The sequence below is a fragment of the Leifsonia sp. Ger2509 genome (assembly GCF_055231915.1).
The window spans coordinates 3,409,082-3,427,971 of sequence record NZ_JBUYVB010000003.1 but is presented as its reverse complement, the minus strand read 5'-3'; the positions used below and the strand labels follow the sequence as shown (position 1 = coordinate 3,427,971).

Genomic DNA, 18,890 nt, shown 5'->3' with positions numbered 1-18,890 from the left:
TGCTTCATGCGAGAGACCAGCGTGCCGCCTCTAAGGCGCGAACGACTGCTCCTGCGCGTCGAGGTGCTTCATCTCGGCCGCATCCGGCGTCTCGAAAAGCGTGCACGGCCCGTTCGCCGCATTACCCGCCGAGTCGAGGACGTCGGGAAACGTGCAGTCGTAGTTGACACCGTCGGACGCCGGGGTCAACGTCAAGTGCACACCGCCATGCCCCGGCACGAACAAGGGCCCCGACTTCGTCAGCGTCGTCGGCCACGATCGGCCGTTCCCATTTCTGAGCGTGGCGGCGAGGTTTACTGTGGAATCCTTCGCCTCCGCGCTCAGGGTGACCACGAAACTGATCGTCTCACCGGGATCCAGGGTGAAGGTCGGAGCGCCGAGGCTTTTCTGCACCTGACCGCTGCCCGGGTCGACATAGTGAAGTGACATCGACGAATCGAGGTCTGCGCCCAGCGTCGCCTCTGCCGAGGTGCCCGCTGAAGGGCAGAAGAGCGTGGTCGAGTCAGCCGCGGGCGAAGACTTCACGACCACGGCATGCACATCCTCGAGATACAGTTTGCCGGCGCCGCCCTTCGAGAAATTGTTCGTGAGGGTCACAGTGAATTGGGGCGCAAAGCGGTGGGCGTGTTTCTTCAACACGTCGACAAGCGCGCTCGAACAAAAGCCGTCCTGATTGAAGGCCGGAATTGCCACATGGCTTGGAACGATATACAGGCCCTCGTCTCCAACAGGCGAGTCCGCGACCTTTGCGAGCAGATTGGTGTTGTCGGCATACGACGGTGCTGTCGCGTCCTGCACTGCACCGAAGATTCCGAAGCCGCCGCTGATGGCTCCGATGGCCGTCGCTGCACCCCCGAGGAACACCCAGAGTGGGCGCCACTTCGACTTCTGTTTTGCAGGACCGGGGTCTGCGGGAGAATCCGGTGATCCGGATGTCATGACACCACGATAGACCGGCGCCACCGTCCCGTACTCGGTGCCAGCACCGAAATTCGACGGGCGATGTCAGCTGCAGAACAGCGGCAACACATGGAGTGACCGACCGCGCCGAGGGCAGTGTCCGCGGTCCGTGCGACCATCCACTTGAGGCTTGATCGATCGGAGGGCGCGATGCGGGGCGAGGCGACCGTGTTGCACGCGGATCTCGACGCGTTCTACGCCTCGGTCGAGCAGCGCGACGCACCCGAGCTGCGCGGTCGGCCCGTCATCGTCGGCGGCGGCGTCGTGCTGGCGGCAAGCTACGAGGCGAAGGCCCGGGGAGTGCGCACCGCGATGGGCGGTCGGCAGGCTCGCGACCTGTGCCCCGAGGCCGTGGTCGTACCGCCGCGTATGGACGCCTATTCCACGGCAAGCAAAGACGTCTTCGCGATCTTCCGCGACACGACCCCGCTCGTCGAGGGACTGTCGATCGACGAGGCGTTCCTGGAAGTCGGGGGCCTCAGGCGCATCGCAGGCACACCCGAAGAGATCGCTACACGGCTGCGGGAGCGGGTTCGCGCAGACGTCGGCCTTCCCATCTCGGTCGGGATCGCGCGGACCAAGTTCCTCGCCAAAGTCGCCAGCGCGGTGAGCAAACCCGACGGGCTGCTCGTGGTCGAACCCGAGCGGGAACAGGAATTCCTGCTGCCCCTCCCGGTGGAACGGCTCTGGGGTGTCGGCGCCGTGACCGCAGAGAAGCTGCACCGACTCGGCATCCGCACCGTCGGCCAACTGGCCGAGCTCGAAGAGGCTACGGCAGAGAAGTTGCTCGGCAGGGCGACCGGCGCGCATCTGCACGCGCTGGCTCGGCTGCGGGATCCGCGCCCGGTCGACACCACGCGACGACGCGGGTCCATCGGTTCCCAGCGCGCACTCGGTACACATCCACGCGCGGCCGAGGAACTCGATGTCATCCTCACTCAGATCGTGGATCGGCTCGCTCGCCGGCTCCGCGACGGCGACCGCACCTGCCGCACGATCGTGCTGCGGCTCCGCTACGGCGACTTCGCCAAAGCCACCCGGTCGCGCACTGTCGGCTTCCCGACCGACCGGACCGCCGTACTGCTCGCCATCGCCCGAGGCCTCCTTGCCGCCGCCCAGCCGGAGCTCACGGAACGCGGCATCACTCTCATCGGCGTCTCGCTGTCACAGTTGGGACGGGCTGACAGTTTCCAGCCCGAACTGCCTATCGACTGGGATGACGGGGCGCGACTCGATACCGCCCTCGATGCAGTTCGCGATCGTTTCGGGGCTGCATCGGTCTCTCGTGCGGCGCAACTCGGCCGCGACCCAGGCTGGTCTACACCGTTGCTGCCGGAACACGAATGACGCGAGCGACGGGCTGAGAACGCGCAGCCCCGACTACTCGCAACCGCTTTGAATCCCGTGAGCCGTCTGGCGCACCACGAACGCCTGGCTGCTCACAGTGCAGACAGCCGACACTCCAAGAAGCGAAACGGTCTTTCCATTGGTGAAGTTGCCGTTGTGCCCCGGGGCGTTGAGCAGAATCGAGTCTGCGGTTCCCGGGGTGATCTTGCCCCAGAACGGAGGGAATTCGGCCGGGCCGAAAACGGCCGTCAGACTTGGCAGCCACACCCAGCCTCCTTGCACCAGCGGCGCCGAGTAGGTTGTCGCGGGCGTCCATCCCTGCGGGGCGGGTCGGCTGACGTTCGCGCAGGAGTCGGCCATAGCCGGCGCGGCGGCGACTCCCATGAGCGACACCGTCGCTGCAATGGTGAAAAGGATGCGCCGGCCAAGGGGCATTCCTTCCTTCTTCTTCGACTTCGATCCTTCGTGCATGGTGACTCCGTCGGCATCCATTGGTTCGATCGTCACGTGACTCATCGGGTTAATGAGCATCTCTCAGGTTACGCGTCGCGCTGGCCATGTCAAGGTGATTCTGCGGCCCAACCCGCCTACCAGGCCTGCAGCCGTTCGGGGGTGAAGACGATGACAGTGCTGTACTGTGCGGCTATCCCGGCGATCGGCATGCCGTAGTCGACGATGGCCGGGGCGTACTTGGCCGCGAAACGCTCGCCTATCTCGGCCAACCACTCAGCTGTGCTCCGGTCGGAGATCGTTGCCGAACCGTGCACGATGACGACATCGTTCCCGAACTCACCCGCCTCCAGATGCATCAGCACCGGCGACCCGCGCCGGATGTGGGCCACCTTGCCCGCGTTCGGCTCGCTCACGACCAGGATTCGCCCGTCGTCCCAGAAGAACCAGACCGGCACCGCGCGGGGTGTGCCATCCTTGCCGATCGTGGTGATCCAGGCAATGAGGTCGTGCTCCAGTTTGCGCAACGCCTTCACATGGGCGGGATTCTCCGGGTCCAGGATCGTCATGACGGCGATGCTACTCCCGGGTGAAGGTGGCGTTCCGAGAGGTTGTACCCGGCCCACCCCGCACCGCGCAGTGTGGCCTGAAGCAACTACCGCTCGCCACAGAATCGCAAGTCTGGCTTGTATCTCACTTGGCTAGCTAAAATGGCATTTCGACCGTAGACTCGCGCTTGACGAATCGCAGGGCCTGCACCTGCTGACTCCGGGGAGGAGCAATGCCGAACGTGACGAAGCGCCGCTGGGTCGGGCTGGTCTTCATCAGTATCGCCGTGTCGTTGATCATCGTCGACTCCACGATCGTCAACGTCGCAATCCCCTCGATCGTCAAGGACCTCGGCATCACCTCGACCCAGGTCCAGTGGGTGCAGGAGTCGTACACCCTCGTCTTCGCGGCGTTCCTCCTGGTCTTCGGCACCCTCGCCGACCGCTTCGGCCGCCGCAGAATGCTGATTCTCGGGGTGGGCTTCTTCGTGCTCGCCTCGATTGCTGCCGCGCTTGCGCCCACGGGCGGCTTTCTCATCGGCGCGCGCCTCGTGCAAGGCCTCGGCGGCGCCATGGTTCTGCCGACCACGCTCTCTCTCATCAACGCCAACTTCCGTGGGCGCGAACGCGGCATCGCGTTCGCCGTGTGGGGGTCGACCATCGGCGGCATGACCGCCCTCGGACCCCTGCTCGGCGGATGGCTGACGACCGACTTCTCCTGGCGGTGGGCGTTCGGAATCAACGTGCCACTGGGAATCGCGGTGATCGTCGGCATCCTTCTCACGGTTCAGGAGTCACGCGACAACGGCGTGCCGAAGCGCGTCGACGTCGTCGGCGCCGTGCTTTCCATCGTCGGCAGCGCCTCCCTCGTCTTCGCCCTGATCGAGGGAAGGACCTACGGTTGGTGGCTGGTCGAAAAGAAGCCTGTCATCGGTGACTGGACCTGGCCGTTCGAGCTTTCACCGATTCCGATCGCGTTCGCAATAGCCCTCCTGAGCATCATCGGCTTCGTCGTGTGGGGCCGGCATCGGCAGCGCATCGGAAAGAGCACGATGCTCGCTTTCGACCTGTTCGCGATCCCCTCGTTTCGAAACGGCAACGTCGCGGCGATGATCGTCTCGCTCGGGGAGTTCGGCATCATCCTGTCGTTGCCCATCTGGCTGCAGAACGTGATCGGTTTCGACGCACTCCAGACCGGCTTCATACTCCTCGCTCTGGCGATCGGGTCTTTCGCGGCGAGCGGATTCGCCGGCGCCTTCAGCAATCGGGTCTCGGCCGTGCTGATCGTGCGTGTGGGGATCGCTGCCGAGATCGCCGGTGTGGCCGGACTCGGTATCGTGATCGGACCGAGCACACCGTGGGGGCTGCTCCTGCCGTTCCTCTTCATCTACGGTTTCGGTGTCGGTCTGGCGACAGCGCAACTGACCGGCGTCGTCCTCCGGGACGTGCCAGTCGACCAGAGCGGACAAGGGTCGGGCACCCAGAGCACCGCTCGTCAGATCGGGTCGGCTCTCGGCATCGCGATCCTCGGTACCGTCCTCTTCACCTCGGCCGGCGCGGCCCTCGGAGCCTCGCTCGACGCGCGAGGCCTTCCACAGCCACAGCGGGACAATGTCGTCTCGGCCGTCGTCGACAGCTCGGGCGCGGCGATCGCCGGGCTCGCGGCCCATCCGGCTACAGCACCGATCGCCGAGGATGCGAAGAAGGCGTTCTCAGACGGAACCCGTTACGCCGCGTTCACGGCCGCGGGCTTCCTCGTGGTCGGTTTCATCGCCACACTCTCGCTCGGTGACCGCCCCTCCGGCGTCTCGTCCGGGTCAGTCAATGTCGCGCGCCGACGACGTCTCGAGCCTTCCGAACCCGAAATGCGTTGAGTCCTGGAGCGGATGAATACCCGGCGCGGAAACATTATTTGACCGGTCGGTCAATCAAGATAGAATCGAGGGTGACCCCCAGATCGGGAGCCAACCGACGAAGGAGGTTGGTGTCGATGAAGAAATGGACTCGCTGGCAGGACTGGGTGGTGGTTGCAGCCGGTCTCTACGTGGCATTGTCGACGCTCTGGACGACCCAGATGGGCGCATCCATGTCGTTCATGCTTGTTCTCGGTGTCTTGATGGTCGGCGCGGGAGTGTGGAGTCTGGCGATGCCGGGCCTCGTCGCAATGGAGTGGATCCATGTCGCTCTCGGCGCCCTGCTCATCATCTCGCCGTGGGTGGGCAACTACGCGACGAGCGCCGGAGCCGCCTGGACCTCCTGGATCGCTGGAGTCGTCGTCCTGGCCGCCGGCCTCCTGGCCGTGCAGCCGGCAATGAAGATCCATCACCCGCAACCAACTCACTAGAACAACCCGAACGCGAGGGGCCGGCCACCGGCCCCTCGCACACGAATGAAGCGGCAGCAGACAGTGGAAAACGTAGGAGAAGCGCGCACACGGATACTCGACGCGGCCGAAAGCCTCTTCGCCCAACACGGCTTCGATGCGACGGCGACGTCAGCCATCGCCAATGAAGCAGCTGTTCCCAAGGGCCTCTTGTTCTACTACTTCCCTTCCAAGAAGGACATCCTCAAGTCCCTTGTCAGCGAAAGGCTCGGGCCGGGCAGGATCGACCCGGACCCACTGATCGAACCGGGCAACCCCGTGAGGTCCCTGCTGAACCTGAGCCAGAAGCTCTTTCGGGTGCAGGCAGACTCCGATGTGATCCGCGTGATCGTGTGGCGCGAGCAGCATTCCCACCCCGAGGTCAAAGCCAGACTCGCCGCGCACCGGCGGGCGTTGTACGCGACGATTGAAAAGGTTCTGGCCGGCAGCCTCCACATTCCGGTCGGCAGCAAACGACTCCGCGCAGCTGCACTCGCGTGGGGCGCAATCGTCACGACTCCCCCGCTCGAGGACCAGTCGATCGAGAGCACGTCGCGAGAGCAGATGGACGACCCGCTCGAACACCTCACCTCACTTGCCGAGCTTCTCTGCGCCGGCTTGCAAGACGGTTCCGAGTGACGGCGCACGGATTCCGCCTAGTGATCGACGACGTCGTAGGTCACGTGCGTCGCCCGCGGAGACTGGATGACCTCGCGTTGCGCGAGCGTCTTCCTTCCCGCGACAGTGAAGAGCCGAGTGCCGCCGCCCATCAGCAGCGGTGAGAAGTGGATGTGGAGCTCGTCGACCAGCCCGGCCGCGAGACACTGATCGATGACGTTCGCACCGCCCATGACGACGACGTCCTTGTCGCCGGCCGCCTCTCCGGCCAGCCGGACGGCCTCGGAAACGCCGTCGGTGACGAACCGGAAGCGCGAGGCCAGACGTACCTTTTCCGGCGGTTCGTGGGTGACGACGAAACAGGGAGGTGCGACCGACTGGTCTTGATCGTAACCGTAGCCGATGTCGTCGTTCCAGCCATCCGGCCCGTCCACGACGTCGAACACCCGGCGACCGAGGACGACCGCGCCTGTGCCTGTGAAAGCGCGGGCGAGCACCTCGTCATCGATCGGCGATCGGGGTTGTTCGAGCACCCACGCGTGGACGCCCTCTCCATCGATGCCGAGTGGGTGGGCCGGGCCGGCGTCGGGTCCCGTGATGTAGCCGTCGATCGACATGGAGATGTCGGCGATCACTCTGCTCATGATGTTCCTCCTACTTCTCAACGCTCGACAGGTACAGCAACGCTGGCCCGTTCGCGACCGGTGAGGTGAACTCGACCACACCCGCCTCCCCGTCCACGGTCACGTCGTCCGCGACGAGGGTCTCGCGACGGTCGATTCCGAACCACTCCGCCTCGTACGTACCCGGGCTGAGCTCGATCGTGAACGCTCCCTGGTCGCTGTCCGCCTGGAGGACGAGGTACTCGACGCCCGGGTTGACCAGCGCGAAGCCGGCGGGACCGACATCCGTCAGCGGCCGCATGTCGACCAGTCCGACGCGCGCAGCGAACCGGCGGGTGTCCCCCATCGCCCAACGCGCGGGCTCGTACGCTTCGAACGGCGGCACACCGGTGTCAGCAGGTGCATCTCCCGTCGGTTCGAATCCGGCGATCAGGCCGTAGTCCATCAGGATCGGGTGGTGACCGCGAAGGAACGTCTTCCACGCCCAGAGAGCATCGCCCTGTCCTGGCGCGTAGTGGTCGGTGTCGCTGATGACGACCTTCGCTCCGTCGGCGACAGGAGGGTCGACGTACCAGTGCGAGGGCGGAGCTCCTGGCGCCATGGGATGCCCCCCGTCGGCGAAGATCTCATCGTCGTACCCGGGTGAGATCCACTCGGCGCGGCTTGCGAGCAGTGGTTCATTGACAGCGGTCTGCACCGCGACAGGGAACTGCATCGTCATGCCGATGGGATGCGCGTCGTAGCCGCGCGCCTGCTCGTGTTGTTTGACGATGTCGATCACCCGGTACTGCCATTCGGTTGTGTCTCCCCACTCCGGGGCCGTGGCCAGTCCGAGGAAGCCTGCGAACTCGTCGGTGACCGTTCCACCGCCGGAGGACTCGTTGGCCACCTCCCACAGCACATTGGGGAGGTCGTGGAGGGTGTCGACGACCCTGCGGATGTACGCATCCTGAATCGACTGCACGTGCGGGTCGAGGGGCAGTACCTGCAGGTCGTCGATCGATGCGGCGTCGACGCCGTTCACGTTGTTATTCACATGAAACGGGTGTCCTTCGATGTGGTCCGGCGCAGGACTGAGGTGGAGGGCCCATCCGTCGAAGAGCATGATCCCGACGTAGATACCGGCTGCTTCGGCCGCGACGACACGGTCGCGAAGCCGCTGGAAGTAGGTGTCGTCCATCCGGTCCAGGTCGAAGCGCGGCGTGCCGTCCTTCGCAAGGCCCGGACCGGTACGGAGCCACGGCTGCGGGCTCATGTTCAAGTGATAGTTCCCACCGGCGGCCTGCGACCGGAACTGCTCCCAGCGCCACAGCCTGATGAAGTTGTGGCCACGTTCGTTCAGAAATTCCAGGTAGGCGTCGTAGTCGAACCTCTCCGGTTCGTCCGGTCCTTCTCGCCCGGGGCCCATTCCATCGTGCAGGTTGTTCCAGATGTGGGATCCCGTGAGGTAGACCGCACGCCCGGTGCCCGGACCGGATGCAGTCGTGAAGTACCTCGGGTTTCGCTCTGAGACGACGAGTGGTCCCGTTGCCGTCCGTGTGTCCGTCATGGCCGTGTGCTCCGTTCGTCCGATGAGTCACTGTGGAACAAGTCTGGTGAGAACTGCCCGCGCGAACATAGGCCCCCTGGCCCATCCGCGCAAGAGGGTGGCTGACGCGGCGCTCCCCGTCCCGGGCGGACGCGGCCCGAGTCTGTGTGAAACTGACCACCTCAAGGAAATCCGGATGGAGACGATGGTGGGCAGCACGCAGACGAAGCAACAGACGCAGAATCCTGCGGGAACCTGGAAACTGGGCGGCACGAGCGTCAATCGGATGGGCTTCGGTGCAATGCGCCTTGCTTCCGCATCCGCGTTCGGAACCGGCCCCAGCCGCGACCGGGCGGAGTCGATCGCCGTTCTTCGACGTGCACGCGAGCTGGGCGTCAACCACTTCGACACGGCAGCCTTCTATTTCTCACCGAGGCTCTCGGCGAACGAGCTGCTCAATGCGGCGTTCCCGAACCATGACGACGACATCGTCATCGCGACGAAGGTCGGGCCCGCGCGGACTCCGTCAGGCGAATGGGCCGACCCCGCGACACCCGATGAGTTACGCGGCCAGGTCGAGGAGAATCTGCGCCAGCTCGGTCGTGACCGTCTGGAGCTCGTCTATCTTCGCGTCTTCGGGAACGGATCGATCGCAGAACACGTCAGCGCTCTCGCCGACCTGCAAGCCGAAGGCCTGATCGGCAGCCTCGGCGTATCGAACGTGTCAGTGGGGCAGCTGATCGAAGCGGCCGCCCTCACAACGGTCGTCAGCGTGCAGAACCGGTTCGGACTCGATGAGCGCTCATCCGCGCCCGTGCTTGCCGAGGCATCAATGCGGGGGATCGCATTCGTTCCCTACTTCGCACTGGCCGGAAGCGGTCGAGAACGCGGCAGAACGACCGAGGAACGCCACGACGTGGTCCGACTGGCTGACGCCCACGGTGTGACCGCAACGCAGATCCGTCTCGCATGGACCCTGCACCAAGCACCGAACGTTCTCGCGATTCCGGGCACCGGCGATCTGAGTCATCTCGAACAGAACGTCGCGGCGGCCGCCATCCGCCTCAGTGACGAAGACGTGCGGATGCTCGACCTCGATGCTGCGTAGTCGAGGCACACTCTCCGCGAACATCCACAGTCACCTGTTGACGTAGCCCATGTGCTGCGTGTTGTAGCGCTCCCCTTGGACGCCGATGCGTTGTGCGAGACCGTCGAGGTCGGAGCGCTCGTCCGCCGAGAGTGCCACCGTGGTGGCGTCGGCGTTCTCCTGGATGCGCGCGGTGCGGCGGGTGCCCGGGATCGGGACGATCCACGGCTGCTGCGCCAGCAGCCACGCCAGAGCGATCTGCCCCGGTGTGACAGCTTTGGTCGCGGCGAGCTCTTTCACATGGTCGACCAACGCCTCGTTCGCGGCGAGGTTCTGCTCTTCGAAGCGGGGCACCCGGCGACGGATGTCGTCGTCCGCGAATGCGGTGGAGGTGTCGACGGTTCCGGTGAGGAATCCTTTTCCGAGTGGGCTGAACGGCACGAACCCGATCCCCAGCTCTGCCAGGGTCGGCAGCACGTCGGCTTCGGGGTCGCGGGTCCACAGCGAGTACTCGCTCTGCACCGCGGTGACCGGGTGGACAGCGTGCGCTGTGCGGATCGTGGATGCCGATGCTTCGGAGAGTCCGAAGTGTCGCACCTTCCCCTCCGCGACCAGCTCGCCCACCGTGCCAGCGACATCCTCGATCGGCACCTCGGGGTCCACCCGGTGCTGGTAGAAGAGGTCGATCACATCGCTTCGCAACCGCTTCAGCGATGCGTCCGCGACTCGCCGGATCTGCTCGGGCCGGCTGTCGAGCCCGACGCTGGATCCGTCCTTGATGTTCCAGCCGAACTTCGTAGCGATCACGACCTGGTCGCGCAACGGCTCCAGCGCTTCGCCCACGAGTTCTTCATTGACGTACGGTCCGTACACCTCTGCGGTGTCGAAGAACGTCACGCCCAGCTCGAGCGCTGAACGGAGCACAGCGATCATGTCCTCGCGGCTTCCGGGGTTCGGACCGTAGCTCTGGGACATGCCCATGCAGCCCAGCCCGATCGCAGAAACCTGGAGGCCTTGCCCGAGTGTGCGTGTGTGCATGCGTTACTCCTGATTGTCGTCGGTAGCGAAGAGGCTCTTCGCGACGGTCATCGCGGACATGGCCTTGGGCCAGCCCACATAGAAGGCGAGGTGCGTGATCGCTTCGATCAGCTCCTCCTCAGTGGCACCGTTCTGCTTCGCGAACGCGAGGTGGAAGTTCAGCTGCTCTGTGTTGCCGCCGGAGGTGAGGGCGGCGACGGTGACGAGGCTGCGGTCGCGCTTGGACAACTGCGGCCGCTCCCAGACCTCATCGAAGAGAACAGCGTCGGTGTAGTGAACCAGCGCCGGAGCGAAATCTCCGAACGCACGCTTTCCGCCGGTCCAGCCGGTCGTGTCATCAGTCATGCCATCCAGTGAACGCCAACTCCCGCGCACGTGGGAGTCCCTGAGAGAGACTCCCACCCAGTCGGATGCAGACGTAACGTGGGCGGCGACCGAAGCATCCACCAAGGAGAACGCATGAACATCGAACCCCGCATCCCGACCTCCAAGAATCCGCCCGAACAGTTCGCCGGCGACGTCTGGCTCGACCCGATCGCCCTCCCCCACGACGGAGACCAGCGGATGATCGTGTCCACGGTGCGGTTCGCACCCGGCGCACGGACGGCGTGGCACTCTCACGCGCGCGGCCAGTACCTGCGTGTCACCCAAGGGATCGGCAGATTCGGGACACGCGATGGACAGATCATCGAGGTTCATCCCGGCCAGACCCTCTACACGCCACCCGGTCAGGAGCACTGGCACGCCGCCGCACCCGGATGCTTCATGGAACACATCGCAATGCTCGAAAACGCCGATGATCCTGCCGATACCACCGCCTGGCTCGAGCACATCACCGACGACGACTACAACGGCACCGCCAACGCCAACGCCAACGCGTAGAGCTTTCCCTGCTAGCGGCCCTGGCGCTTCTTGAACGGCTTCGGCTGTCCCTTCACGGCCGGGGCGCGACCCTTGCCCTTCGAGGCTTTGGCTTTGCCGCCGGCCGGAACGACAGGCTTCACCTGGGCAGGCGCCGCGGCGATCTCCTCCCGCGCTGTGGCAAGAAAGAGGACTCCGGCCTCGGTCAGCTGAGTTCTCGTGGCGTCACGGACGAAGAGCGGAGTTCCCACTTCCTTTTCCAGCTTCGAAATCGACGAGTAAAGGGAAGCGAGCGGGATGTTGAGTGCCTTCGCTGCGCGTGGAAAATGCAGTTCCTCGGCCACGGCGACGAACCGGACGAGCAGGGTGATGCTCACAGAGGCCCCTCCTGCATCGCCGCCTGCCGCGCCCGCCAAGCCTCCTCTGCGCGCTGCATGCGATCGAACAGCGCAGCACGGTCGTCGTCGCCGATGGCCGACAGATCTAGTTGGAACACATCCTCCGCGACTGTGAACCACTCCTCGGTGGACGTCAGGATGCGTGTGGAACGTCCGCTCGCATCGTCACGGGTCAACTCATCGTTGAGGATGAAGTCGGTCCCGAGCGCGTCGCGCCGGAAGACCTCGCAGGTCTGGACGAACGGGGACTGCGGCGACGTCGAGAGGTCAGCGTGATAGCCGCGGAAGTCCTCCCACACGGCCGGTGCAAGCGTGAAATCCATGCTGTGGAACGTCGTCTGCACGGGGTCGGTGAAGAACCGCCAGGCATCCGGTGCGATGTCCGGCAGTGCCTGCAACCGGAAGGTGAAGGGGCCCTGGACGTGAACGCCCTCCCGCAACGGGATCGGCTCGTGGTGCGAGTTGGCCAGGCCGACGTCGATCGACCACAGCTCGCCATCGATCACGACGGTGAGCGCCATGTGGGTGCCGTACTCGTCGGGGGTCGTTTTCGCACGCTCGACGCTGCCGTTGACCTGCCCTCGGTGCAGCGTGACGTCATACCCGAGAGCGGTCAGCAATGCGGCGAACGCATTGTTCAGATTGAAGCAGTAGCCGCCTCGGCCCGCGAGGATTCGGGCTATGGACTCCTCCGGGCCGATGCCTTGAGGGCGTCCGAGCTGGATGTCGATGTTCTCGAACGCGATCCGCTCGACGTGGGCGCGGTGCAGCCTGCGCAGAGTGTCGAGCGCCGGCGCCCCGAGGGACTCCGAGATGTCGACGCCGAGCCTGGTCAGGTAAGGCGCGACCCACTCGGGGTGGCTGGACGTCTCTGGATTCATGGCCCCCGAAGACTAGCGCCTCCGAGTGCCTGCACCCAAAGTTTCGCGTGGATGGTCCTGCAGACCCGAAAGCGAAGGTCCCATCTGAACGGAATCAGCTGAGTTCGTTGGAGTGGCTTTCGATCCAGCCGACAACGTCGGCGAAATCAATTCGATTGTCCGCAACCGCGCGCACGAACTCGTCGCCATCATGCACACTTTTAGCCGCGAGATGGTGCCCGTTGAGCGCAAGAAAGCCTTTCGCAACGAGCCAGGACAGTCGTTTGTTGCCGTCGGACAGCGGATGATCACGGTTGATCGCCACCAGCAATGCACAAATCTTCAACGTCGGCAGGATCCAAATACTCGATCATTGAGAGAGCGCGTCAAGCCGGGCGGCATCCTCATCCATAATGCGCTCAAAAATCGCACGGGTCCGCGCGCTCTTATCCGCTTTCGCGGCTCGCTCTTCAATCGCCAACTTCACGATCTCCGTCTTCGTGCGATGCTCTTCCTTCGAAAGCGCATCCAGCAGCTGCTCGTGCGCAGCGTCGAGACGCAAGTTCATTGCCATTGATCCTCCTCACATCGTCGTCAAGTGTACCAACAGGTGCCATCTGGTACCACTGTTGCGGGCCGGACAATCGAGACACATCAGCGATTCGTAGTGAAGCCTTTCGGCGCCGTGCAGCGATAGCGTCAAAGCCAACAGAGGAGGTCCGGTGCGAGCTGAATGGGATGAGTCGTACTTCGACGCGCAACAGGACGATGCGTCGGTCTATTGGGTCTGCTTCTGGACAGGGGATGACATCGACCAAGCTGCACGACACGACCCGCAACGAATCACCCAAGCCTCCACGATCGAAGAGGTCCTCGCTTGGCTGCACGCCACGAAGGGCGAGCGGCGGTTCGAGCTTTTCGTAGAGATCACCGACCACGCCGAAACGCGCGAGTCCGGCTGGACGTCTTTCCGCAAACTGATCCGCGTTGCCGGCGACTTCCGGCCAGGGGGAACCTCGAGCACGATCCGCTTCACCCGTCCAGACTGACAATCGGCAGCCTCTGCGCGACGACCGACGACGTGGCAGTCGCATAGCCAACGCGCCCTCGCGGCGGCTACCAGGGGACGCGTCTGCCATCCCAGGACCAGAGTGCGCCCGTTGGGCCGTCGTCGGGAAGGAACGCAAGGCGGACCGCGCCCGTGGCGGCCTCGGCCGGGTCGCCGCCGACGGACATGCCGGGGACCAGATTCGTGCGGCGCAGGCCTGGCGCAAGCGCATTGACCTTGAAGTGCGCGTCGAGGGCTTGAGCGGTGAGTAGGGTGACAGCATTGACCGCCGTCTTGGAGCTTCGGTAGGCGAGACCGCCACCGTGAACCCGTTCCCAATCGAACTGTGGGTTGGGTCCACTGGCCCAGGTCAGCGATCCCGTACCGCTGGACAGATTCACGATGCGAGGGTGCGCCGACCGGCTCAATGCTGGAAGGAAGCCTTGCGTGACGGCGATGAGACCGAAGACATTGGTCTCATAGGCGATTCGCAGTTGCTCGATCTGCGTGCCGGTGATGTCTTCGCCACCAGGGTTCGCCCCAGCGTTATTGACCAGGATGTCCAGCTCGCCGACCCGTTCGACCGCTGCGGCAACGGATGCGGAATCGGTGACATCCAGCTGCACAGGGTGCACCGAAGACCCCAATTCTTCGGCGGCCCGCTGTCCTGTGGCGAAGTCGCGCGCGCCGAGCCACACCGTGACATCCTGATCCGCCAACTGCCGCGCAATCTCGAACCCGATTCCACTGTTGCCTCCGGTGACCATGGCGACAGCTCCGGATGCGGGTGGCTGGATCTGAGAAGGAAGACGATCCGGTTGATTCATGATTACTCCAACTCCAACGATGTAGTTGGAATTGTAGCGCGCCTTCGCATCATCTCCAACTCGACTGTTGGTATTCTCGAGCCATGGCTTGGGATACAGAGGAGACGCGTCGGCGCCTCCGCGATGCGGCACTCGTGGAATTCGCGGCTCGAGGGTTCGACGGCACCACCATCGGCTCGATTTCTGCCCGTGCCGGCGTGAACAGAGAACGGATCTACAGCTACTACGGCGACAAGAAAGCCCTGTGGGAGCTTGTGCTTTCAACCGAACTGGAGCGTCTTGCCTCAGCTGTGACACTCTCCGGCGCCGGACTGGACGACATCGGCGAGTTCGCCGGGGCAACCTTCGACTATCACGCGGCACACCCCGAACTCGCCCGCCTGCTGCAGTGGGAGGGGCTGCAAGACGATCAGGCTGCCGATGTCGTCAGACGCACCGCGCACTACCGGGAGAAAGTGGAACGTTTCGCCACTGCCCAGAGCGACGGGTTGCTCGATCGGGGCCTGAATCCCGCTCACCTCGTGTTCACGCTCATCGCCCTGGCTGCATGGTGGCAAACGGTGCCACAGCTAGCAGAGATGATCACCGGAGCCGGCCCCGATGACCTGCGGGAACGCGCTCGCCGGCGCACGTTCGTCGTCGAAGCAGCGCGGCGGATCGCGACGCCATCGACGAGTGAAAAATAACCTATTCGTCTCTTCAGAATTCCTGCGTCGCGGGCGCCGATCGTGTCAGTCTCGCGCCAGGAACGAGTCGATCGCCGCCCATGTTGCTTCCGGGGCTTCGAGGTGGGGCAGATGCCCGGCTTCGGGGATCTCGACGAACTGCGCACCGGGAACAGCGCGTGCCACCGCCCGCCCGTAGGCCGGGGTCGCGATCCGGTCGCTTTCACCCCACACGACCAGGACCGGGACCTGCACGGCGCCGAGCCGGCCGAGCAGGGCTGGGTCGCTCATGCCCGCACCGGTGATTGCGGCCATTGTGCGACCGTTCGCCTGCTGGTTGGCGCGCTGCGCGTCGGTCAGTCTTGCAGGGTCCTGGTAGCCGCGCTCCGGGTCGTGCCAGGCGACCTCGGCGAGACCACGTGCGTCGAGGGCGAAGAAGTCTGCGATCGGCTCACCTTCGACGACCACCCCCACACCGTCGATGTCGACGACGGCGCCGATCAGTCCGGCGTACCGCTCATCGGCAGACGCCCGCACCGCCATTTCGAGTGCGATCCATCCGCCTATCGAGGATCCGATCAGAACGACGTCGTGTTCTCCATCGTCGAGCAAGCGGTTGAGGTAGCCGGAAGCGAGATCTGCGACCGACGCGATCGCATCGGGACGCGGCGTCCCATCCCAGCCCGGATGGGTCGGTGCGAGTACGTGCATGGTCGAGGCGAGGTGACCGACGATAGGCGCAACGGTCTGCGGGCCGCCACCGCCGTGAAGCACGAGTACCGTTCGCGATGCCGGGTCACCGGCTTGAACGACGGGGAGATCTGGGGGAAGGGTGATGCTCACGATTTCTCCTAACTCAACATGTTTATATACGGGTGTTGATACGCTAGCACCATGACCACGGACTTGGAAGGGCTCGGGCTGGCGATCAAACGTGCGCAGTACCGGAACCACCGCACTATGGATGCTGCGCTGCGCGACGCAGGGATCAGCCTCGTGCAATGGGATGCATTGCGTGCCATCGAGCGAATGCCCGGAGCGTCCGGGCACGACCTCGCCACAGCGACGTTCCAGAGCGACCAGTCGTTCGGCACCCTCGCGACCCGACTCGTCGATCGTGGGCTGATCACCCGATCAGCAGGACGGGGACGCCGGCTCGAGTACACGCTGACAGAATCAGGGCGCACCGCTCTTGAGGAGGGCCACGGGGTGGCACACCGGGTCTTGCCCGAGCTTTTTGCGCCGCTCGACAAAGATCAACGCGCGGCGCTGTACCAGGCACTCCTGGTTCTCACCGCAGAAGTGTCGTCCTCGTGAGCCAGTCGGACATACAGATCGATGCTGACCTAGCGAAACGGCTGGTCTCCGCCCAATTTCAGCAATGGGCTGACCTGCCGGTGTCGTCCGTCGAGTTCGACGGCTGGGACAACCGCACCTTCCGTCTCGGCGACCGGTTGAGCATCCGCATGCCGAGCGCCGCCGGCTACGCCGCCCAGGTCGAGAAGGAGCACCGCTGGCTGCCCGCACTCGCGCCGCAGCTGCCTCTGCCGATCCCGGTGCCTGTCGCGCAGGGTGCGCCGACCGAGGAGTACCCGTGGGCGTGGTCGGTGTACCGCTGGCTCGATGGCGAGATCGCGACGCGGGCGAGCATCCGTGACCTGGCCGAGTTCGCAACAGCGCTGGCCGCGTTTCTCGGCGCGCTTCAGGCTGCGGATGCGGTCGGCGGGCCAGCTGCCGGCCCCCACAACTTCTTTCGCGGCGGCGCGCTGAGCGTGTACGACGCCGAGACCCGGCGAGCGATCGACGTGCTCGGGGACCGCATCGACGGAGCTGCCGCGACCGAGGTGTGGGATGCCGCCCTCGCCACCACCTGGACGGCCGCGCCGGTCTGGGTGCATGGTGACATCAGCTCCGGCAACCTGCTCGTGCGCGACGGCCGATTGAGCGCGGTCATCGATTTTGGTTCGTCAGGCGTCGGTGACCCTGCCTGCGACCTGGCGATCACGTGGGTGTTCCTCGAGGGGGCGAGCCGCGAGGCGTTCCGGGCGGCTGTCGGCCTCGATGCCGCGACCTGGGCGCGCGGCCGCGGCTGGACCATCTGGAAGGCTCTCATCGTCGCGGCGGATATGGCCGGCAGCGACTCGGTGGACGCCGCCGGGCACGCCTTGCGCATCATCGGCGACGTGATCGCCGACCACCGTCGGTTCGGGTGAGCTCAGGACATTCACTCGCCTGCGGCTCCGAACCACGTCGGCACGTGCTGGAGCAGGTCGTCCTGGTCATCGCCGATCCACGCGACGTGGCCGTCTGGCCTGAGCAGCATCGCCGACACGTCGAGCTCAGGGCTCAGCTCTGAGACGTAGTCGATTCGGTCGGCCCATCCCCCGGCTGAGAGCGTGCCGGTCTGGTCGAGGAGCAGCCCGCGACCGCCGCGCATCAGTTCATACAGTCGCCCCTGCGACAACGGGACGTCGCGCATCCGCTTGCCCACCAGCTCCGGCCCGTCCCCGAAGTCGTACCGGATCCCGGTCCCGCTGACCTTTTCGGCGAAGAACCGGGCCACATCGTCGAAGTCCATCAGTTCGGTCAGCAGCCGCCGCACAGACTGCGGGCCGGGCTCCGCCGAGGTGAGCTCGCTCTGCGCACGGGTGATGGTCAGAACGTCCTCGGCGACTGGTCGACGCTCGGTGGAGTACGTGTCCAGCAGCCCGCCAGGCGCCCAGCCGTCGACCTCCGCGGCCAGCTTCCAAGCGAGGTTGAAGGCATCCTGGATGCCGAGATTCAGGCCCTGCCCACCCAGCGGCGGATGCACGTGCGCCGCATCGCCCGCGACCAGAACGCGACCGACGCGAAAGCGGTCCGCGAGCCGGGTCGAGTCGGTGAAACGGGTCAGCGAGCGCGGCGAGTGAGCGCCGAAATCCGTGCCGGCGTACGCGACGAGCTGTGCGCGGAACTCCTCCATCGTCGGCGGCACCGTGCGATCCGCGGTCACCGTCGCCGCAGGTACGACCGCCCGAAAGAGTCGACCGCCGGCGGGGCCGATGCCGAACCCTTTGTGTGTCGTGCGCACCTGCTCCGAGACCGCAGCCACCTCATCCGCCGCCATCGTCACCTCGACTTCGCCAAGCAACCATTCGGTCGTCGCCGGCTCTCCCACAAAGTCGATGCCGAGCCGGCGACGCACAAGACTGCGCCCGCCGTCGCATCCGACCAGCCACCGCGAGCGCAGCGACGTGCCGTCGGCGAGCGCGACCGTGACGCCGTCTTGGTCCTGCCCGACATCCGTCACCTCGTGACCTCGGCGGATGTCCGCGCCGAGTTCGGCGGCACGTTCGGCGAGCAGACGGTCGGTGACCGGCTGAGGGATGCCGAGGATGTAGGCGTGGGACGTGTCCAGCTCCACGGGTCGCGGGCTCGCGATCCCGGCAAAGCGCCCGACACCGCCGGGGTACCGCCTCCCGTGTTCGAGGAACCGTTCGAGCAGCCCCCGCATGTCGAGGATCTCGATGCTGCGAGGGTGCAGACCGAGCGAGCGCACGAGCGGGATCGGCTCCAGGTCTCTCTCGAGCACGACCACGTCGACATCGTGCAGCCGCAGCTCGCTGGCCAGCATCATGCCCGTCGGGCCGCCACCACTGATGATCACGTCGAACATGTCTGTCCCATCCAG

Annotated in this window: 24 protein-coding genes; 10 read left to right on the top strand and 14 right to left on the bottom strand. The window is 65.2% G+C overall.

The features are described 5' to 3' along the window. Positions 1 to 30: 30 nt before the first annotated feature. On the bottom strand, positions 31 to 939 hold the full coding sequence (locus ACV7NN_RS16605) for a hypothetical protein (RefSeq protein WP_463350665.1): 909 nt from the start codon (positions 937 to 939) through the stop codon (positions 31 to 33). A 171-nt stretch (positions 940 to 1,110) separates the two neighbouring features. On the opposite strand from ACV7NN_RS16605, the gene dinB reads away from it, so the two are divergent. Continuing rightward, on the top strand, positions 1,111 to 2,307 hold the full coding sequence (gene dinB / locus ACV7NN_RS16600; protein WP_463350664.1) for a DNA polymerase IV: 1,197 nt from the start codon (positions 1,111 to 1,113) through the stop codon (positions 2,305 to 2,307). Positions 2,308 to 2,340: 33 nt separating this feature from the next. Here the strand turns inward: dinB and ACV7NN_RS16595 are convergent, their stop codons facing one another. Both ACV7NN_RS16595 and ACV7NN_RS16590 read right to left on the bottom strand, forming a co-directional pair. After that, complete coding sequence (locus tag ACV7NN_RS16595; RefSeq protein ID WP_463350663.1) at positions 2,341 to 2,838, bottom strand: hypothetical protein; 498 nt, start codon at positions 2,836 to 2,838, stop codon at positions 2,341 to 2,343. A 56-nt stretch (positions 2,839 to 2,894) separates the two neighbouring features. After that, on the bottom strand, positions 2,895 to 3,326 hold the full coding sequence (locus ACV7NN_RS16590) for a pyridoxamine 5'-phosphate oxidase family protein (protein WP_463350662.1): 432 nt from the start codon (positions 3,324 to 3,326) through the stop codon (positions 2,895 to 2,897). Between the two features lie 212 nt (positions 3,327 to 3,538). On the opposite strand from ACV7NN_RS16590, the gene ACV7NN_RS16585 reads away from it, so the two are divergent. The 3 genes from ACV7NN_RS16585 to ACV7NN_RS16575 all read left to right on the top strand — a co-directional run bounded on the left by ACV7NN_RS16585 (position 3,539) and on the right by ACV7NN_RS16575 (position 6,306). Then, positions 3,539 to 5,179, top strand: a complete 1,641-nt coding sequence (locus ACV7NN_RS16585) for an MFS transporter (RefSeq protein WP_463350661.1) — start codon at positions 3,539 to 3,541, stop codon at positions 5,177 to 5,179. A gap of 116 nt (positions 5,180 to 5,295) precedes the next feature. Further along, positions 5,296 to 5,649: an SPW repeat protein gene (locus tag ACV7NN_RS16580; protein ID WP_463350660.1), complete on the top strand. Its 354-nt coding sequence runs from the start codon at positions 5,296 to 5,298 to the stop codon at positions 5,647 to 5,649. A 45-nt stretch (positions 5,650 to 5,694) separates the two neighbouring features. Continuing rightward, entirely contained in the window at positions 5,695 to 6,306 is a 612-nt protein-coding gene (locus tag ACV7NN_RS16575; protein ID WP_463350659.1) for a TetR/AcrR family transcriptional regulator, read from the top strand. Positions 6,307 to 6,323: 17 nt separating this feature from the next. Here the strand turns inward: ACV7NN_RS16575 and ACV7NN_RS16570 are convergent, their stop codons facing one another. After that, positions 6,324 to 6,929: a dihydrofolate reductase family protein gene (locus ACV7NN_RS16570; RefSeq protein ID WP_463350658.1), complete on the bottom strand. Its 606-nt coding sequence runs from the start codon at positions 6,927 to 6,929 to the stop codon at positions 6,324 to 6,326. Between the two features lie 10 nt (positions 6,930 to 6,939). After that, positions 6,940 to 8,457, bottom strand: coding sequence for a hypothetical protein (locus ACV7NN_RS16565; RefSeq protein WP_463350657.1), 1,518 nt, complete (start codon positions 8,455 to 8,457; stop codon positions 6,940 to 6,942). Between the two features lie 175 nt (positions 8,458 to 8,632). Between ACV7NN_RS16565 and ACV7NN_RS16560 the strand changes: the two genes are divergently transcribed. After that, the gene (locus ACV7NN_RS16560) at positions 8,633 to 9,544 is read left to right on the top strand and encodes an aldo/keto reductase (protein WP_463350656.1); all 912 of its coding nucleotides are present in this window, start codon (positions 8,633 to 8,635) and stop codon (positions 9,542 to 9,544) included. Between the two features lie 30 nt (positions 9,545 to 9,574). Here ACV7NN_RS16560 and ACV7NN_RS16555 read toward each other — a convergent pair whose 3' ends face one another. Then, a complete protein-coding gene (locus ACV7NN_RS16555; protein WP_463350655.1) occupies positions 9,575 to 10,561 on the bottom strand; it encodes an aldo/keto reductase in 987 nt (328 codons plus the stop codon). 3 nt (positions 10,562 to 10,564) lie between these two features. Further along, positions 10,565 to 10,906 carry a carboxymuconolactone decarboxylase family protein gene (locus ACV7NN_RS16550; RefSeq protein WP_463350654.1) on the bottom strand — a complete coding sequence of 114 codons (342 nt, stop codon included), beginning with the start codon at positions 10,904 to 10,906 and terminating at the stop codon, positions 10,565 to 10,567. Between the two features lie 114 nt (positions 10,907 to 11,020). On the opposite strand from ACV7NN_RS16550, the gene ACV7NN_RS16545 reads away from it, so the two are divergent. Beyond that, the gene (locus ACV7NN_RS16545) at positions 11,021 to 11,443 is read left to right on the top strand and encodes a (R)-mandelonitrile lyase (protein ID WP_463350653.1); all 423 of its coding nucleotides are present in this window, start codon (positions 11,021 to 11,023) and stop codon (positions 11,441 to 11,443) included. A gap of 11 nt (positions 11,444 to 11,454) precedes the next feature. On the opposite strand, the gene ACV7NN_RS16540 is transcribed toward ACV7NN_RS16545, so the two are convergent. The 4 genes from ACV7NN_RS16540 to ACV7NN_RS16525 form a co-directional block, all read right to left on the bottom strand. Beyond that, on the bottom strand, positions 11,455 to 11,799 hold the full coding sequence (locus ACV7NN_RS16540) for a LysR family transcriptional regulator (protein ID WP_463350652.1): 345 nt from the start codon (positions 11,797 to 11,799) through the stop codon (positions 11,455 to 11,457). Then, entirely contained in the window at positions 11,796 to 12,701 is a 906-nt protein-coding gene (locus ACV7NN_RS16535) for an arylamine N-acetyltransferase family protein (RefSeq protein ID WP_463350651.1), read from the bottom strand. The genes ACV7NN_RS16540 and ACV7NN_RS16535 overlap by 4 nt, the downstream gene beginning before the upstream one ends. 94 nt (positions 12,702 to 12,795) lie before the next feature. Beyond that, positions 12,796 to 13,026, bottom strand: a complete 231-nt coding sequence (locus tag ACV7NN_RS16530) for a Fic family protein (RefSeq protein WP_463350650.1) — start codon at positions 13,024 to 13,026, stop codon at positions 12,796 to 12,798. Between the two features lie 24 nt (positions 13,027 to 13,050). Then, positions 13,051 to 13,254, bottom strand: a complete 204-nt coding sequence (locus ACV7NN_RS16525; RefSeq protein WP_463350649.1) for a hypothetical protein — start codon at positions 13,252 to 13,254, stop codon at positions 13,051 to 13,053. A 148-nt stretch (positions 13,255 to 13,402) separates the two neighbouring features. Here ACV7NN_RS16525 and ACV7NN_RS16520 point away from each other — a divergent pair, with 148 nt between their 5' ends. Continuing rightward, positions 13,403 to 13,729 carry a hypothetical protein gene (locus ACV7NN_RS16520; protein WP_463350648.1) on the top strand — a complete coding sequence of 109 codons (327 nt, stop codon included), beginning with the start codon at positions 13,403 to 13,405 and terminating at the stop codon, positions 13,727 to 13,729. A gap of 67 nt (positions 13,730 to 13,796) precedes the next feature. Here ACV7NN_RS16520 and ACV7NN_RS16515 read toward each other — a convergent pair whose 3' ends face one another. Next, the gene (locus tag ACV7NN_RS16515; RefSeq protein WP_463350647.1) at positions 13,797 to 14,555 is read right to left on the bottom strand and encodes an SDR family NAD(P)-dependent oxidoreductase; all 759 of its coding nucleotides are present in this window, start codon (positions 14,553 to 14,555) and stop codon (positions 13,797 to 13,799) included. Between the two features lie 83 nt (positions 14,556 to 14,638). On the opposite strand from ACV7NN_RS16515, the gene ACV7NN_RS16510 reads away from it, so the two are divergent. Next, entirely contained in the window at positions 14,639 to 15,241 is a 603-nt protein-coding gene (locus ACV7NN_RS16510; protein WP_463350646.1) for a TetR family transcriptional regulator, read from the top strand. 45 nt (positions 15,242 to 15,286) lie between these two features. On the opposite strand, the gene ACV7NN_RS16505 is transcribed toward ACV7NN_RS16510, so the two are convergent. Next, positions 15,287 to 16,063, bottom strand: coding sequence for an alpha/beta fold hydrolase (locus tag ACV7NN_RS16505; RefSeq protein ID WP_463350645.1), 777 nt, complete (start codon positions 16,061 to 16,063; stop codon positions 15,287 to 15,289). Between the two features lie 51 nt (positions 16,064 to 16,114). Here ACV7NN_RS16505 and ACV7NN_RS16500 point away from each other — a divergent pair, with 51 nt between their 5' ends. Next, positions 16,115 to 16,537: a MarR family winged helix-turn-helix transcriptional regulator gene (locus tag ACV7NN_RS16500; protein WP_463350644.1), complete on the top strand. Its 423-nt coding sequence runs from the start codon at positions 16,115 to 16,117 to the stop codon at positions 16,535 to 16,537. Next, entirely contained in the window at positions 16,534 to 17,433 is a 900-nt protein-coding gene (locus ACV7NN_RS16495; RefSeq protein ID WP_463350643.1) for an aminoglycoside phosphotransferase family protein, read from the top strand. The genes ACV7NN_RS16500 and ACV7NN_RS16495 overlap by 4 nt, the downstream gene beginning before the upstream one ends. Positions 17,434 to 17,444: 11 nt before the next feature. On the opposite strand, the gene rox is transcribed toward ACV7NN_RS16495, so the two are convergent. Further along, positions 17,445 to 18,875 (bottom strand): rifampin monooxygenase, encoded by a 1,431-nt coding sequence (gene rox / locus ACV7NN_RS16490; protein WP_463350642.1) that lies wholly within the window; start codon positions 18,873 to 18,875, stop codon positions 17,445 to 17,447. Between the last annotated feature and the right edge of the window lie 15 nt (positions 18,876 to 18,890).